The 15,982-nt window shown below is 59.8% G+C and carries 17 protein-coding genes and 1 other RNA gene; 9 read left to right on the top strand and 9 right to left on the bottom strand.

The features are described from left to right. Nucleotides 1-4 precede the first annotated feature (4 nt). The 6 genes from CAURIM_RS03740 to CAURIM_RS03765 all read right to left on the bottom strand — a co-directional run bounded on the left by CAURIM_RS03740 (nucleotide 5) and on the right by CAURIM_RS03765 (nucleotide 4,559). Nucleotides 5-394, bottom strand: a complete 390-nt coding sequence (locus CAURIM_RS03740) for a hypothetical protein (protein ID WP_201828568.1) — start codon at nucleotides 392-394, stop codon at nucleotides 5-7. A gap of 167 nt (nucleotides 395-561) precedes the next feature. Continuing rightward, nucleotides 562-2,535, bottom strand: a complete 1,974-nt coding sequence (locus CAURIM_RS03745; RefSeq protein ID WP_236659309.1) for a vWA domain-containing protein — start codon at nucleotides 2,533-2,535, stop codon at nucleotides 562-564. Nucleotides 2,536-2,618: 83 nt separating this feature from the next. After that, nucleotides 2,619-3,065, bottom strand: a complete 447-nt coding sequence (locus CAURIM_RS03750) for a DUF1990 domain-containing protein (RefSeq protein ID WP_201828567.1) — start codon at nucleotides 3,063-3,065, stop codon at nucleotides 2,619-2,621. Nucleotides 3,066-3,068: 3 nt separating this feature from the next. Beyond that, nucleotides 3,069-3,377, bottom strand: coding sequence for a hypothetical protein (locus CAURIM_RS03755; RefSeq protein ID WP_070644772.1), 309 nt, complete (start codon nucleotides 3,375-3,377; stop codon nucleotides 3,069-3,071). 47 nt (nucleotides 3,378-3,424) lie between these two features. Continuing rightward, nucleotides 3,425-4,105, bottom strand: a complete 681-nt coding sequence (locus CAURIM_RS03760) for a DUF4232 domain-containing protein (protein ID WP_070444194.1) — start codon at nucleotides 4,103-4,105, stop codon at nucleotides 3,425-3,427. Between the two features lie 25 nt (nucleotides 4,106-4,130). After that, entirely contained in the window at nucleotides 4,131-4,559 is a 429-nt protein-coding gene (locus CAURIM_RS03765) for an NUDIX domain-containing protein (RefSeq protein ID WP_070644774.1), read from the bottom strand. A gap of 188 nt (nucleotides 4,560-4,747) precedes the next feature. On the opposite strand from CAURIM_RS03765, the gene CAURIM_RS03770 reads away from it, so the two are divergent. Continuing rightward, nucleotides 4,748-5,950 carry a S1 family peptidase gene (locus CAURIM_RS03770; protein ID WP_070644776.1) on the top strand — a complete coding sequence of 401 codons (1,203 nt, stop codon included), beginning with the start codon at nucleotides 4,748-4,750 and terminating at the stop codon, nucleotides 5,948-5,950. Between the two features lie 118 nt (nucleotides 5,951-6,068). Here CAURIM_RS03770 and hisN read toward each other — a convergent pair whose 3' ends face one another. After that, the gene (gene hisN / locus CAURIM_RS03775) at nucleotides 6,069-6,842 is read right to left on the bottom strand and encodes a histidinol-phosphatase (protein ID WP_070525620.1); all 774 of its coding nucleotides are present in this window, start codon (nucleotides 6,840-6,842) and stop codon (nucleotides 6,069-6,071) included. Continuing rightward, complete coding sequence (locus CAURIM_RS03780) at nucleotides 6,835-7,662, bottom strand: inositol monophosphatase family protein (RefSeq protein ID WP_070644778.1); 828 nt, start codon at nucleotides 7,660-7,662, stop codon at nucleotides 6,835-6,837. The genes hisN and CAURIM_RS03780 overlap by 8 nt, the downstream gene beginning before the upstream one ends. 69 nt (nucleotides 7,663-7,731) lie before the next feature. Between CAURIM_RS03780 and prfB the strand changes: the two genes are divergently transcribed. The 5 genes from prfB to CAURIM_RS03805 are packed head-to-tail and all read left to right on the top strand — an operon-like array spanning nucleotide 7,732 to nucleotide 11,389. Next, entirely contained in the window at nucleotides 7,732-8,838 is a 1,107-nt protein-coding gene (gene prfB, locus CAURIM_RS03785; RefSeq protein ID WP_201828566.1) for a peptide chain release factor 2, read from the top strand. Nucleotides 8,839-8,871: 33 nt separating this feature from the next. Beyond that, a complete protein-coding gene (gene ftsE, locus CAURIM_RS03790; RefSeq protein WP_070444182.1) occupies nucleotides 8,872-9,561 on the top strand; it encodes a cell division ATP-binding protein FtsE in 690 nt (229 codons plus the stop codon). Further along, nucleotides 9,562-10,464, top strand: coding sequence for a permease-like cell division protein FtsX (gene ftsX, locus CAURIM_RS03795; RefSeq protein ID WP_070444180.1), 903 nt, complete (start codon nucleotides 9,562-9,564; stop codon nucleotides 10,462-10,464). A 54-nt stretch (nucleotides 10,465-10,518) separates the two neighbouring features. Next, nucleotides 10,519-11,022, top strand: a complete 504-nt coding sequence (gene smpB / locus CAURIM_RS03800; RefSeq protein ID WP_010189093.1) for an SsrA-binding protein SmpB — start codon at nucleotides 10,519-10,521, stop codon at nucleotides 11,020-11,022. Nucleotides 11,023-11,032: 10 nt separating this feature from the next. Further along, nucleotides 11,033-11,389 carry a DUF488 domain-containing protein gene (locus CAURIM_RS03805; protein WP_070644780.1) on the top strand — a complete coding sequence of 119 codons (357 nt, stop codon included), beginning with the start codon at nucleotides 11,033-11,035 and terminating at the stop codon, nucleotides 11,387-11,389. Here the strand turns inward: CAURIM_RS03805 and CAURIM_RS03810 are convergent. Next, nucleotides 11,386-12,657, bottom strand: a complete 1,272-nt coding sequence (locus CAURIM_RS03810) for an SLC5/6 family protein (protein ID WP_070644782.1) — start codon at nucleotides 12,655-12,657, stop codon at nucleotides 11,386-11,388. The genes CAURIM_RS03805 and CAURIM_RS03810 overlap by 4 nt on opposite strands. A gap of 211 nt (nucleotides 12,658-12,868) precedes the next feature. Between CAURIM_RS03810 and ssrA the strand changes: the two genes are divergently transcribed. The 3 genes from ssrA (at nucleotide 12,869) to CAURIM_RS03825 (ending at nucleotide 15,978) form a co-directional block, all read left to right on the top strand. After that, nucleotides 12,869-13,248: a transfer-messenger RNA gene (gene ssrA / locus CAURIM_RS03815) on the top strand. A gap of 140 nt (nucleotides 13,249-13,388) precedes the next feature. Next, nucleotides 13,389-14,075, top strand: coding sequence for a DJ-1/PfpI family protein (locus tag CAURIM_RS03820; RefSeq protein WP_070644784.1), 687 nt, complete (start codon nucleotides 13,389-13,391; stop codon nucleotides 14,073-14,075). Between the two features lie 232 nt (nucleotides 14,076-14,307). Continuing rightward, nucleotides 14,308-15,978 carry an AbgT family transporter gene (locus CAURIM_RS03825; protein ID WP_201828565.1) on the top strand — a complete coding sequence of 557 codons (1,671 nt, stop codon included), beginning with the start codon at nucleotides 14,308-14,310 and terminating at the stop codon, nucleotides 15,976-15,978. Nucleotides 15,979-15,982: the final 4 nt, after the last annotated feature.

Below are 15,982 nucleotides of genomic sequence, written 5' to 3' on the forward strand. Positions count from 1 at the left end.
GCGACTAGGCGCGGGAACGGCGCGCTTCGATAAGCAGGGCAAGGTCAACCCGATAGTTGTGCTCCTCAGCGCCGAAATACTGACTATCCATATAGACAAGGAAGTCCAGCCAATATGCCTTGTCGGTGCTGCCTACCCAGTCGGACAGGCTAATTCGCGGGGGCAGGAAAAGCGTATACGTAATGTCGGGGTCTGCACCGACGCTAATTTCGACGGGTAATTGGGCCCAGTCGCTACTACTCAGCTGAGATTGAATCTCGGAATAGTAATTTGTGACATCTTTCGGGGTGGCTGCGGCTTCTGATCGGTCCCACGAGAAACACACGATGTCCAATTCCCCTTGTTCTGTGCGCCCTTTGTCGTCCGCGAACTTCTTGTGTTTCAAATAGGACATTTCGGATTCCCTTCGTGGAATAGATAGGTATCAGGTTTGCTTCGCCGCGCGCCCACCCTATGGGCTAGCTTCGACAGCTACGACACGACCGTCACCGTAAATAAGCCCCGAAATCTTTGCAGATTCGGGACACTATTTACCGTGAACGACGATCGACGTGAACGTGGTTAGCGGTTCAGGCTCCTGATGACAACAACCAGAGCGATGACGAGGCCGAAAAGGACCAGAAGGCCGAGCCCTACCAAGAGGAAGGGGAAGCCTTCGAGGAACGAGGAGTCGTCGTTGTCTTGGGCGCGGTTCTCGGTCTCCTTCTTTTCTGCAGGCGCTTCGGAAGACTTTTCGGTCTCGAGTTTGACCGGTGCAAAAGTTGGCTCTGGAACGGGATCGCCCATGGCGTCTGCCACGAGGTCATAAGTAAGCACCGGCAACTGGGTGTTTTCGTCGATTTCTTGCTCGGTCAGGAGCTGCTCGTAGTTAACAGCGATGTATTGCTCGCCGCCCTGCCACACTTTTTCGATTTCCGGAGTCCCAGAACCATCGATGTGCGAGCCTCCATAGCGGTTGGCAAAGAGGATCGGTGCTGGGTAACTGAAATCGATTGTGCCGTCTTTAATTACGACGACGCGGGAACCCTCCAGATCAATTTTTGCGCGTGCTTCGTTGTAGCCGGTAAGAACGAGGGAGTCACCCGGCCCATTGTTGTCAAAGTCATCGGCCTCTTCGACCATGGAGACCGTGCCGGCAACCTGTTGCCCGTGTTCGGCAGAGATGCGATAAAAGTGGGTTTCGCCAGGCACGATTTGCGCACGTACTGGCTGCTGTGGGGTGAGCTCAGCAGCGTTGGTAAACCACGTCCCGGGAGTAACCTCAGTGGCGTCGCCGGAAGCCGTGACATGGCCGGGTTCGGTCTTTTCCTCGGCCGGGTCCGGTTGTCCATCCATATTCGGCTCGCCAAAGCGGGTGATGGTCACTTCTACGCCGAGCTCCTCATCCTGCTTCCAATCACCTTTTCGCTCGATCGAGAAGGCAAGTTCATCGGAGTCGCAGCCCTCTTCACCGCCCGGGGTGCTGTACAAGGTTGCGGTCTGGTACTGGTTTACCCCCAGTTCATTGGCCGTCGCGGTGTCGAGCTTGCAGGATAGCTCGGCAGCATGAATTCCCAAGTAGAATGATCCACCTTTTCGGAAGTTGTTGATGCTTGGTTCTTGCGTCGAGTTTGCGCTAATAACGACGCGCTCGCCTTCAGCAATGGGGGTGGTGAAGAAAGTAGTGGATTCAGCTGAGTGCCCTTTACCCTCCGTCGGGAGAAGAGTGGTGGAGAAGGCCTCTACGTCACGGTCTACCTTGGCCGGGGAACCTTCGGTTTCGCCGCCTTCGATCTTCTCTAAGTCTGACTCGTAGGCGTTGAAGGTGCGGGGTGCTGCGCGGTTCAGTTCCTTGGCCAAGCTATCGGCGTCGGAGGCGTCGGCGTAGGTGCCGCCGGTGGCGTCGGCAATGCACTGCAGTTCCTGCTGTGCCTCGGGCTCAACGTTGAAGCCGACGGTATTGATGACTAGGTCGATGCCCTGCTCCTTCAGCTCTTTCGCCACATCACACACGGGTGGCGGGGTGCAGGTGGCAACGCCATCGGAGACCAAGATGATGCTGCGCTGGCCTTCCTCTGGTAGCTCAGCGGCGGCCTTGCGTAGGGACTCGCCGATGGGGGTGAATCCTCGTGGCTGCAAGCCATCCATATGGGCGATCATCTTCTCAGAGTTACCGGCCTCGGGTGGTGCGACCACGGTGATGTCCTGGCAACCGGCCGCCTCATCTTCGGGGGCTTCGCCGGTGTTGCCACCATAGGTGACAAGCCCCAGAGGAGCGTCGTCACCAGCCTCGGTGATGAAGGTGCGGGCAGCCTCTTTGGCGGCATCAATGCGGGTCTGCCCGCCGGCATCGTTGGTGATCATCGAGCCGGAGGAATCGAAAACCACCATGGTTGGAGCCATGTTGCTGGAAGTGGAGTTGGCCGATTCGGAAGGTTTGTCTTCCGCGGCGGCTAAGGGAAACAGCCCGGCTGCAGCTGCCGCGGCTAACACCGCGAGAATGGCCGCTAAGGCCACCGATAAGGAACGGAAAGTATGGTGAGGGAAAGTGTGCATGTGAGTTAAGTTACATGCCAAGTGGTTACCTCGCTAGGCGAGCGTGGAACCGAGGGGGAGTGCGCCCCATTGACACCCCGCTATTAGTCATCCAAAGCGTGCAGGTAGAAAAAGCGGATCAGCGCGCGCCGGGGAATATCGAGCAGCGGGCGCAGAAAGGCGAGGCGGGCGGGTTGGGAGGAGGCGTCGACAAGCAGGAGCGTGCGCCCATCCCGCAGGCGCTCCAGGGTAAAGGTTTCCTCGCCGCGCTCGATGTGGCCGGGGAGGGTGCCGTAGGTAAAGCCGCAGCGGCCCTCCTCGTGGAATACATCCACCACTCGGCAGCGAAACTCCCATGGGCCTAACCCGAGGGAGACCTCTGCGCCTTCTTCTACGATGGCGTGGCTGGGATTAACCCGAAAGAGGCCGCTGCGCTGGAGCCCCCAGCTAAAGAGCTTGTCGGCCGCGGTGTCAAAATCAGCGTCGATGACGCGGGACATGTGCAGCTGAGGGAAGCCTGCGGTGGAGGAGTAGGAGAGTGGTTCGGGCATCGCTTAAGCCCTGTCGCCTGCACGGCGAAGCCAGGCGCAGAGTTCCTTCTGTGCGCGGTCCACGCCGCCGGGGTAGCTTTCCTCAAGCTCGAGTTTGACGCTATCGAAAATGCGCTCTGAGATGAGCTCCGCGCGCTCTCTACTCAGTTGTCCTTGTAGTTCATCGAGCGGCACCTTGAGCTCCGTATAGGGGCTCGGGCGGAAGTACCACGACCGCATGTCCTCCGAATAAACGGCAATAGTTGTCTTCGTCATGTGCGATTCCAGCACAACGTTCCCAAACACCAGCGACGTCAGCTTCTTGGATTCCATGGCCGCGAGTGTAGACCGATGTGAACGCCTGCTGCTTTTAAGCGGGTTTAACCTGCGGTAACCGGTTGGATAGAGAGGTAGTTGGCATCGCCAGCGCACCCTTCGAAGCCGGAAATTCGGATGAAGGCGCTGGCGGTTTCGCCGGGCGGGTAGACGCGCAGGCCGTCGGCCGCCTGGGGCTGGCAGGAAGTTGGGTCGAGGACACCGATGTTGGTCATCTTCAGGCCCGCACGGGCAGAGTGCCCGGGCTCGAGCGTGACGTTTGCTGTTTCTTGGCCCGATTCACGCTCGGCGGCGGGGCCGAGCTGGGTGCCGTCGTCATTGGTGACGGCGGAGACGCCAGGAAAGCCTTGCAACGTACACGGTGCGGGGGAAGTGTTGGTGAACGTAATGTCAGCCAAGCGTGAGCCGGCGGCCCCCTGCTCGTTGGCAAGACTGATATCTAGCTGTTTCGTTGTGCAGGCGCTGTCGGCGGCAGTGGGGATTGCGCCTTGGGCGCTGTGCGCGTCTTCGCTTGTCTCGGGTGACTTCTGTTCGGCGGCCGCTGAATCTGCGTCGTGTGACTGCGGGTCTGCGGATGTTGAAGCCCCAGATTCGGCGCTGGCGGCTTGAGTGGTGGGGGAGACAGCGGAAAGCGTGGCGTCGGTGCTGTCATCGGTGGCGCAGCCGGCCAGTGCAAGGGCAAGGGAACCGGCCGCGAGAACGGGGAGTAGTCGCTGCGTAATCATGGTGTGGAGTCTAGGTCTTGGGAGCTTAGAGTTCTTGCAGGGCGGGGAATACCCTCTCCTTGAGTAATGGGGCGATAGTGACGTCTGGGGCAGCGGGATCGACCCAGGCTAGCTCTGCAATCTCCTTGTCAGGGTGGGCGACGGAAATCTCTTCTTCACAGACATAGACGTGAGCGTGGATCGTCTGAGGTGCGTCATTGGCCGCAGGCGAGACATAGGTGGCTAGGCGGCGCAACTTCGACATATCAACCGCGGCGCGAACAGCCTCGTGGGCGATGAGCTGGGCGGCGCGAGCTGGATTAATGGTCTCATCGATGGAGCCAAATGGCAGGACGAATTCTGGAGTATCGGTGGCGCGGATGACAAGAACGCGGCCATGGTTATCGCGCAGGATTACAGCGACTATCTCAGCAATGCCTGCAGGAGATGACGAAGAATTGGCAGTCTCAGACATGCCTCCATAGTAGGTCTGCGGAGGCGCGGCAGGCGGTGAAAGATAAGAGGGGGCACCCGAAAACTGTCAGTAGTGTAACGGCTTGGACACAGTCCCACACGTTAGAAAACGGCTACCCCAGTGCGCGTGTCATTATGGGGGAAGTCTTATAGACCAATACGAGAAGAAGTGAAAAGAGGAATTGCTCAATGAGAAAAATTCCGCACCTTAAGAAAGTCATTGTGGGCTCGGCTTTCGCAGGTGCGTTCTTCCTGGGTAACCCAATGGCGGGTGCTCAGGAGCTCCCCACCATCCCGGAGATTGATTCAGCAGGTTTTGTCGACCAGGTACGCACGGATCTGCAGTCCGTAGGTATTGAGACCAAGCCCGTGGACAAAGAGCTGACCGACGCCCTCGATACCGCCGTCAACGGTGCTGCTGCAGCGGCATCGAAGGATGTGAATCAGGCAGTCGAGGGAGCCGTGAACTCGCCTGCGGCGCAGCGCCTCGCGGAGCAAGCGAACCTGCAGACGCAACTGCCGGCCCCGTCCGAGCAGCAAGATTATGCCGGCGCTGATGCTATCACGGGTGAACCGCTGACGAACCCGACACCTATCGGACTGCTGGAGGAAGCCACGCAGCCGGAATTTGTACCCCAGGGCACGGATCCGAATTACGTGTGGAAGAACGACCTGTTCTCCAAGATTGCTGCTGGTAAACCGCACGCGGAGTACGTTCTGCATCGAGTCCCTGGTTCTTTCTACGATGCTCCCCAGATCCCCGAGGAATCCAACGTTGCGATGACCGAAGGGAAGTCTCTGTACGGCCCGGGAACTCCGCTGTACATCCGTGAGGACACCATGTGCACGCTGACGGCAGCCGGCACTGATGCCGAAGGCCGCAAGGTCGGTATTACAGCTGGTCACTGCGGAAATGTCGGCGACCCGGTGTCCTCGGCGGACTCCTGGCAGGTAGGCCCCACCGGCACCGTGGTGGCGAAGAACGCTAACCTGGACTATTCGCTCATCGAATTCGGCTCCCAGGCCGAGGTAACCCGCAGCTACAACGGTGTGAGCGCGCAGGCGATCGGTGGTACCACGCAGCCGGGCGATATTACCTGCAAGAGCGGTGTAGCTACTGGCCGCACCTGTGGCATGACTTTCCAGCACACTGAGCGCATCACGATTAACCAGGTGTGCGCGATGGTCGGGGACTCCGGCGCTCCGGTCTTCCGCGACGGCCGTATCGTCGGCTCGGTATCCCGTGGACTGGTCCCGGGTCTGCCGTCCTGCCGCACCCCGTGGCAGGGTGCGCTGCACAACCCGACGGTCGTGGCTAATACCGATGCCATCATCGCGGATCTCAACCGCCGCGAGGGCCCAGGTTCTGGATTCGTGCTTCCGGAGAACTAGAAGTACGTTTCTAACAAATTGGGCCCCAGATCTTTAAAGATCTGGGGCCCAATTTGATCGAAGTGACCTGTACGCGGCACGGTTCGCTGGCGTGCGACGTTGGGGCGCCGCGCAGAAGCTAGGACAAGGCGCTGAGGGCGGCGTCGTGAAGCTTGCCGTTGGAGGCCAGCGCTGAGCCGCCGTGGGGGCCGTCTTCGCCGCGGACGTTGGTGAAGCGGCCACCGGCCTCAGTCACAAGAAGCGCTGGGGCTGCTAGGTCCCAGAGGGAGACCTCGGGCTCGGCAGCGATGTCGACGGCACCTTCGGCCACCAGACAGTAATTCCAGAAGTCGCCGTAGCCGCGCAGGCGCCAGACCTTGTCCGTGAATGAGATGAAAGCGTCGCGGTTCGGCCGCCACCCAGACAAGGAGCTCATGGCCAGAGAAGCATCTTCCAGTTTGGAGACCTCGGAAACACGCAGGCGTTTCGGCTCCCCGCCGAAAACTCGGTAGGCGCCGCCGCCCTTGGCTGCGTACCAGCGGCGCCGCAGGGCAGGGGCGGAGACGACGGAGACGACCGGCTCGCCGTCTTCCAACAGCGCGATGAGGGTGGCCCAGACGGGGACGCCGCGCACGAAATTCTTCGTGCCGTCGATAGGGTCGATAACCCACTGGCGGCCCTCGAAGCAGGCCTCGCCACCAAACTCTTCACCCAGCACCTCATCGCGCGGGCGGGAGCGCTTGAGCGCCTCACGGATGGCCTTTTCGCATGCCAGGTCCGCGTCAGAGACCGGGGTCATGTCCGGCTTTTCCTTGACGGACAGGTCTGCAGCCTCAAAACGGTGCATCGTAATGGCGTCCGCATGGCCTGCCATCTCCAAGGCCAAGCCGAGGTCTTCTTTGAATTTACCCACGGAGCCATTCCTCCATCTGATCAACTACCTGTTTATTACCCGCGATACACCATTCCACACCGCCGGCTTTAACCTTGCGCGCCGCGCCGCCCGCGGCCAGCACCAGCGCCTGGCCGGGGAACCAATCCCAGTCCTTGACGGAGTGCTGCATCCACGCTCCCCACGTGCCATCCGCCACGCAGGAGAGATCCACGGAGCCCGCACCCAACATGCGCACGGTGGCGAAGTGCGGGGCTACTTTTTCCCAGGCGGACGCGATTGCGGGATCCGTCATGGACGTAGGGTGCAGGTACGTCGACAAGCACAGCTTGTCGGCGGGGCTGTCGGTGAGCTTGGTGACGTCCTTGCCGTCCAAGCTGGTGGGGAAGTCACGGCCGCCGAACCAGGTATAACCCATAGCGGGGCGGTGGACGGCGCCGAGGATGACCCCTTCAGCGTCGATAAGCGCGAGTGCAGAGCACCAATAGTCGGAGCCTGAGGCGAAGTTGTAGGTGCCGTCGACAGGGTCGATGACCCAGGTCCGGCCGGACTTCGACTCGCGGTTCGCACCCTCTTCGCCCACGATGCCGTCCTCGCCGCGCAGGGCTTCGAGTACACCGGCGACGAAACGCTCGGCGGCGAAGTCGGCGTCGGTGACGACATCGGAGACGGAGGTCTTTTGTTCTATGTCTACTCCCTGCTCGCGCAGGCGCCAGGCCAGGCGGCCTGCGTTATAAACAAGCGCTTGGGCAAGGTGGGCGTCAGTATCGTCCGCGTGGGCGACGATGAAGGTCTTGATGATGGCATCGATCATCTCGGTGAGGCTTGGCTGGTCACTCATGCCGCCTATTGTCGCGCTAAACGCGGCCGATGGCTAATCAGGGAGAAAGAATAAGTAGAGTAGGGGGCTATGCGTCCGGAACAAACAGCACGACTTGAGGAACTCAGCGCCACCTTGACCTCCATTGAAAAGGTGATGGACCCGGAGGCGGTGTCCGAGCGCGTGCGCGAACTCGAGGCCCAGGCGGGGGACCCGTCGCTGTGGGATGACCCTGATCATGCGCAGAAGGTGACCTCGGAGCTGTCGGCGCAGCAGGCAAAGCTACGCAAACTGAATTCCCTGCGCGGGCGCGTTGAGGATCTACCCGTGATGTCTGAGCTGGCGGAGGAGGAAGGCGACGAGGCCTCCCAGGAGCTCGTGGATACAGAGCTGGAAGAGCTCGGCGCGGCCATCGAGGCACTCGAGGTGACCACCATGTTGTCCGGTGAGTACGACGAGCGTGAGGCGGTGATCCACATACGCTCCGGAGCCGGTGGCGTGGATGCTGCGGACTGGGCGGAGATGCTCATGCGCATGTATACGCGCTGGGCGGAGAAAAACGGCCACAAGGTGGATGTTTATGACATTTCCTATGCCGAAGAAGCCGGTATTAAGTCCGCTACCTTCGTGGTGCATGGCGAATACATGTATGGCCAGCTTTCCGTAGAGCAGGGCGCGCACCGCTTGGTGCGTATTTCTCCTTTTGATAACCAAGCCCGCCGCCAAACCTCGTTCGCGGAGGTAGAGGTGTTGCCGGTGGTGGAGCAAACCGACTCCATCGAAGTGCCGGATTCGGAGGTGCGCGTGGATGTCTACCGCTCCTCGGGCCCGGGTGGTCAGTCGGTCAACACAACGGATTCGGCGGTGCGCTTGACGCACATCCCGACCGGCATCGTGGTGACCTGTCAGAACGAAAAGTCCCAGATCCAGAACAAGGCCTCTGCTATGCGCGTGCTGCAGGCGAAGCTGCTGGAGCGCAAGCGCCAAGAGGAGCGCGCGGAGCTCGATGCGCTGGGCGCCGGTGGCAATGCCTCCTGGGGCAACCAGATGCGTTCCTATGTGCTGCATCCGTACCAGATGGTCAAGGATCTGCGCACGAACTATGAGGTGGGGGATCCCTCCAAGGTCTTGGATGGTGATATCGATGGTTTCCTGGAGTCTGGGATCCGGTGGCGCATGGCGCAGCAGGAGTCCTAGGCTCGAGTAACAAATGTTGCTAATGTGGCTTAAGTGATCACTTTTGAGAATGTGTCCAAGGTCTATCCGACCTCCACAAGGCCCGCGCTGGACAACGTGTCCTTTGAGATTGAAGACGGAGAATTCGTCTTTCTCATCGGCCCGTCCGGCTCCGGCAAGTCGACCTTCCTCCAGCTCATGGTGCGCGAAACCAATGTCAGCTCGGGCGATATCTACTTCGGGGACTTCCACGTCAACGCGTTGAAGGGGCGCGAGGTCAACCGCCTGCGCCAATCCATCGGCTATGTCTTTCAAGACTTCCGGCTTCTGCCCAAGCTCAATGTCTACGACAATGTCGCCTTTGCCCTCGAGGTCATCGGCAAACGCAAGGCGCGGATTGCCAAGCAAGTCCCCGAGGTCCTCGACATGGTCGGCCTGGGTGCCAAGCAGCACCGCATGCCGCATGAACTCTCCGGCGGTGAGCAGCAGCGCGTGGCGATTGCGCGGGCCTTTGTTAACCGTCCCAAGTTGCTGCTTGCCGACGAGCCCACGGGCAACCTTGATCCCTCCACGGCTGCGGAGATCATGGCCTTGCTCACCAAGATCAACCGCCGCGGAACCACCGTGGTGATGTCGACGCACAATGCGCGCGCAGTTAACGAGGCCCGCCAGCGCGTCATTGAGCTGCACAACGGCACGCTGGTGCGCGATGAGAAGAACGCGATGTACGGGGAGGCGGTCTAGGTGAATCTGGGCTTTGTATTCAGGGAAGCTTTTAAAGGGCTAGGGCGTAACATCACCATGACTATCGCCATGGTGATCACCACGGCCATTTCGGTGGCGCTTGTGGTGGCTGGTGTGCTGGTTACCCAGATGACCAACGAAACCAAAAACATCTACCTCGAACGCGTCGAGGTCATGGTCCAGCTCAACGAGGATATTTCTGCCAACGATCCGCAGTGCAAGGACTCCGCCTGCGCCGGGCTGAAGAAGAAGCTAGAGGCGGATGAAGATATCGAGTCCGTCAGCTACCGCAACCGTGAGGATTCCTACGAGCGCTTTGTGGAACTGTTCAAGGAAACTGATCCAGTCATGGTTGAGGAAACCTCCCCGGATGCGCTGCCGGCGGCCTTCCATGTGCGGCTGAAGGATCCGACGGATACCGCGCCAATCGACGCCATCGCGTCCGACCCTGCCGTTAGCGACATCATCGACCAACAAGAGGAGGTCCGCAGCGCCGCAGGCAACCTCGACGCCATCCGGAATGCCACCTTCGTCTTAGCTGCTGTCATGGCGCTGGCCGCCATCATGCTGATCGCGAACATGGTGCAGATCGCCGCCTATCAGCGCCAGCGAGAGACCGCGATTATGCGCATCGTCGGTGCTTCGCGGTGGGTAACCCACGCCCCCTTCATCATGGAGGCGGTCCTCGGCGCCGTCGGTGGTGTCGTTCTCGCCGGGATAGGCGTCATCGTAGGAAAGAACACGGTGATCGATCCCGCGCTGAAGGACCTGTACCACAACCAGCTTCTGGCCCCGGTGACCGCAGGCGACGTGTGGACGGCTCTGCCTATCGTGGGGCTTGTGGCAATCCTGTGCGCTGCACTGACCGCGCAGGTGACCATGCGCGCCTACGTGCGGACATAGGCCAACAGGCCTGTTGTGGATTGTGCCTGGCAGTAGCGTAATATAGTTCGAACTATGGCGAAGAAGGCAAAGAAGAAAAAGGCGGCCGTCGACAATAACTCGACCTTGGCCACCAACCGACGTGCCCGCCACGACTACACCATCCTCGACACCCTGGAATGCGGCATGGTGCTCGTGGGCACCGAAATTAAGTCGATGCGCGAAGGCAAAATCTCCTTGGCAGATGCCTTCGCCACCATTGACGACGGCGAGGTCTATATCCGCAACCTCCACATCCCGGAGTATTCCCAAGGCTCGTGGACGAATCACTCGCCCAAGCGCACACGCAAGCTGCTGTTGCACCGCAGGGAGATTGACAAGCTCATGGGCCAGGTGCGCGACGGCAATAAGACGCTGATCCCGCTCAAGGTGTATCTGAAGGACGGCCGCGCCAAGTGCGAGCTCGGTTTGGCCAAGGGTAAGCAGGACTACGACAAGCGCGAAGCAATCAAGCGCCGCGATCAGGACCGCGACATCACTCGCGAGCTGGGCCGCCGCGTAAAGGGGATTAACGCCTAACCTGGAAGCCATGATTTATACGGCTAAGGTTCATGATGTTATTCGGGAAGGTGAGCAGCCGCGTGGGGTAGCGGTGCTCGTCGATAAGCTCTGGCCCCGTGGCGTGGCCAAGGAGCGTCTGTCCTATGACCACTGGTTCAAGGATGTGGCGCCTAGCCCGGGGTTGCGTAAGTGGTGGGGGCACGATGCTGACACCTTCGAGGAATTTGCCCGGCGCTACCGTGCGGAGCTCGACGAGAACGACGGCGAGGAGTTGGCGCGCTTGCGCCAACTAGCGGAGGATGGTGACGTCACCCTACTTTTCGCCGCCAAGGACCGCGAGGTCAACCACGCCACTGTTTTGAAGGCGTGGTTAGAGGAACGCTAGGAGAAAAGGCTCCAGATGGTGGCGCCCACGGCGATGAGACCCGTGATGACGACGAAGACGTTGCTGGGGCGGCCACGGAATTGCTTCAGAGCGTCGATGCGGTGGATGGCATACATCGGCAGCAGGTAGAGAATCGAAGCGATGAAGGGGCCGCCGATGGCCTCGATGAGACCCAGAATTGAAGGGTCGATGATGGCCACGATCCACGCACAGACAAAGATGATGCCGTGCATGATGGAGTTGAGCTGCTTTTCCGAGAGCTTCTCGGTGGCGCGCGGCGCGGCGCTGCGCAGCAGGAAATTGCCGCCCTCGGTAGCTCCCAGCACGTGGCCGAAGTAGGAGGAGATGATGGCGATCATCGCGATGATGGGGGAGAGGAAAGCCAAGACCGGAACGCCGGTGACGTTGGCCAGGTAGGACAGGACCGGCAGGTTCTGCTCGCGGGCCTCCGCGAGTCCGTCCGCGCCAAGCGTGAGGGTGCAAGACCACACGAAGAACATGGTGAATACGGTGAGCAGAATTGCGGTCAGGGCCAGTGCTCGCGAGGCGTTCTCCGAGCTCTTCTCGCGGCCGTGTGCAGCGACCATGGCCAAGGAGAACTGGGAAATCGCGGGGGAGTGGTTAAAGGAGAAGACCAGCACGGGGATGATGAGGGCGACAGCACCGACGACGCGCCAATCATTGTTGCCCACCTCCATGAAGGAGGCAATATCCCAGCGCGGGATAAGGTAGATGGACAGTGCGCCAAGGCAGAAGATCAGCGGGTAGACCAAGAACTGCGTTACGGCCAGCACCATGCGTTGACCGAAGGCGAAGACGATGGTCATGATGCCCACGAGGAGGAAAGCCAACAGCGGGCGTGAAATCGTGGGTCCATTTAATTGGTTGACGATGAAGCTGTTGACCGTATTGGTGATCGAAACGCCATAAATGAGGACGATGGGGAAGATGGCGCAGAAATAAATCACCGAAATGATGAAACCTGCGCTCTTGCCGAAATAGTCCGTGACCACTGCGGTGATGTCCTCGCCCTGGCGTGGTGACGCACAAATCATGCGGGCCAGACCGCGGTGGGAGAAGTATGTCATCGGCCCAATCAGAATCGTGGCCGCGAGGAGGGGCCAGAAGCCGAAACTGCCCGCGTTGATGGGGAGGAAAAGAATGCCGGCGCCTACGGCGGTGCCGAAGAGCGAGATGGCCCACTCGGTGTTGCTTGCTGGGCGTTTAGCGTCTTCCGGGGAACTGGTGGTTTCGGTATGTGTGCTCACTTTGCAGCCTTTAACAAAGTAGGAGTATCGGACTCACACACCTTAACAGCGTTTAAGTTGATGCTAATCACAAGGGGGTGCTTATGAAAGCTATGCCTCATGTGGCCTGGGGTGAAGCTTGCGGGAATAGGGGCAGGTGCAGTAGCGTTGAACAGACCGTAGGGCGCATAAAGATGCGTTCTGCGCAGCTTTCACAGCAATGTGTAAATGAGGGGTCGACTTGGTTTCGACTTCGTACATTGAGCCAGGGGAAGCGTGCCGGTGCAGGCTAGAGACCACCGTTAAGCGTCGTAGCAACCAATAAACGCAGAGAAGAACTCTCAGCGTGACTACGCCCTCGCTGCCTAATTACAGCGACGCGTGTCTGTCAGCCTAGGTTTGGTTCCTGACCTAGATCCTGGCATCGACTAAGGAACTTGCCTGACCGGTTTGTTGTTCGGCCGGTTGGGGACTTCTAGAGCAACTGGGCCCATCATCCGGAGCGAGTTTGCCCGAGCCGGAGGGCCGAGTAGAGATCCTGTGCAGACTGCGCACGGAGAAGCCCTGGCGAGGTGACGAAGGACCCGGGTTCAATTCCCGGCGGCTCCACCAAAACCCCAGTTAGAAAGCGTTCTAGCTGGGGTTTCTTCGTGTGTGAAGCCCCCGGCTTAAATGGGCGTGAAGCCGCCGGGAATTGAACCCGGGTCCCGGATGTTCGTCAGCGGCACTACGGCCTGCTTTAGGATGGCCGCATGTATTCCGAGCCTCTCCGCATTGCGGTCGTCTTGTTTGAGGGCTTTGAGCTTCTCGACGTCTTCGGGCCCGTCCAGCTGCTTCAAGCGGTGCCTGATGTCGCCGTTGTTTTCGCAGGACCGGATGGTGGGCCAGTTGCTAGCTCGCAGGGCGTGGAAGTGGTGCCGACAATGTCTTATGGGCAGATTGAGCCGGCCGACGCCCTTCTCATTCCCGGCGGCAAAGGAACCCGGCAGCTCGTGGGGGACGAATCTTTTCTGTCGTGGCTTCGTGAGGTGGGTGCACAAGCGCCTTGGGTCGCCTCCGTGTGCACGGGTTCTGCGGTCCTGGCGGCGGCTGGGCTCTTGGAGGGCTACACCGCGACGAGCAATAAGCGTGCCTATAGCTGGGCCACGTCCTTCGGGGGCGATGTGTCCTGGCAGCCGGAGGCGCGGTGGGTGCACGACCGCAATCGATGGACCTCCTCAGGTGTTGCGGCGGGCATGGATATGACGGTCGCGCTCATTGCGCACCTCGTATCAGACAGTGCTGCCATCAATGCTGCCAACTTTGCGGAATATGATGCGCACCGCGACAGTGAGTGGGATCCTTTCGCGCGGCTTTATGGGCTGGCGCCGGCGAGCGGTGACGAAGCTGAGCGTGGGGACGTAACGTTCGGGCAATCTGGTGACGCTCACGGTAGATAAGAGGCTAAAAACTGGCGATTTTTGGCCACTATTTACCGTGGGCGTAGTTGGGGAGAGCCTGTAGGTATGCGGAGGTGAGCGGGCGGCGAGAAAGCGGAGTCGGAGTAGGTCTGGCCGAACAAAATGTGATACGGAACAAAAATATTTGTTACCCAGGTTACATTCCCGTGGTAGCCTTTCTCCAACAGTGTGACGTGGAACACTGGGACTGACCCCTACGACAGGAGTACCCATGAACAGCCCATCCAATGCAGCGCCACAAGGCGGCGCTGGTACCACGGAGAAGTCGAAAGCAAATCCCGCCAAGGCTGAGCAAAAATCGAGTCAACAGTCCAGTGGGGGAATGCTGGATAAGTTCCTCAATGGTGTCGAGTACATCGGCAACAAGCTGCCGGAGCCCTTCACCATCTTCCTGATTCTTTTCCTGATCACAGGCGTTCTCTCCACCATCATGGCGAAGATGGGCGTCGAGATTAAGGTGCCCGGATCGGATGAGATCCAGCCGGTCAAAGGCTTGTTCACCGGTGAGGGGCTGACGTGGTTCACCACCACAATGGGTGAGAACTACATCAACTTCCCACCGCTGGTAACGGTGCTGCCCATCATGCTCGCAGTGGGAGTGGCAGAGCGCTCCGGAATGCTCTCAGCGCTTATCCGTAAGCTCTTCGGTTCTGCGAAACCGTGGCTGCTTCCGTACGCCGTCGGCGTTATCGGCGTGACCGCCTCCGTCATGGCGGATGCCGCCTTCGTCATCGTCCCGCCGCTGGCCGCCATGGTCTTCAAGGCTGCGGGCCGTCATCCGGTGGCGGGTCTGATCGGCGGCTTCGCCGCCGTGGGTGCTGGTTATTCGACTGCCTTGGTGCCAACTTCCCTGGATGCGCTCTTTGCCGGTATTACGACCGCGGTCATGGAGACCCTGCCGAATACTGAGTTCGCTCCGGTTAACGCCATGTCGAATTACTACTTTAACGTGGCTTCTTCCATCGTGCTCGGTGTGCTGGCCGGCTTCATCATCGACAAGGTGATCGAGCCGCGCATGTGGCAGCAGGAAGTCCCCACCGAGGAAGATATCGATCCTGAGGATGCCGCCGAGCGCGGTGACCGTGACGAGAACGGCGAGGAGCTCACCGCTGAGCTGCGCCCGGCCGAATCCAAGGGCCTCATCTGGTCCGGTGTGGCCACAGTCATCCTCACCGCCATCATTCTCTTCGCAGTTCTTCTGCCGGAATCGCCGTGGCGCAATGAAGAGGGCGGCTTCTTGCCCAAGTCCCCGCTGCTGAATTCCATCGTCTTCATCGTCTTCGCCTACTTCTTGGTCCTCGGCGTGGTCTACGGCAAGGTTGTCGGCACGGTCAAGGGAATCACCGATGTTGTGAACATGATGATCGGCGCGCTCAAGGACATGATGAGTTTCCTCATCTTGGCCTTCATCCTGGGCCAGTTCGTGGCGCTCTTCGCCTGGACCGGTATCGGTACCTTCACCGCAGTGAAGGGTGCGGCCTTCCTTGAATCCATCGGGCTTACCGGCTTCCCAGCTATTTTCGCCTTCATCGCGCTGGCGTCCTGCCTGAACCTGCTGATTATTTCCGGATCCTCGATGTGGACGCTCATGGCCGCGGTCTTCGTGCCCATGTTTGCGCTGCTGGGCTATGAGCCGGCGTTTATTCAGGGCGCATTCCGCGTGGGCGATTCCGCAACCCAGATCATCACCCCGCTGAACCCGTACATGATTGTCATGCTGGGCTTCCTCCAGCGCTATGAACGCGAGGCAGGCTTGGGAACGCTGATGTCGCGCCTCGTGCCCTTCGTAGTCCCATTCTTTACCGCGTGGGCGATCTTGCTGGCCATCTGGTTCTACGTAGATCTTCCGTTGGGACCGGGCAACAACGTCATGATTGGTTAAGCGC

The organism is Corynebacterium aurimucosum, from assembly GCF_030408555.1.
In the GTDB taxonomy this organism is placed as follows: Bacteria; Actinomycetota; Actinomycetes; order Mycobacteriales; family Mycobacteriaceae; genus Corynebacterium; species Corynebacterium aurimucosum.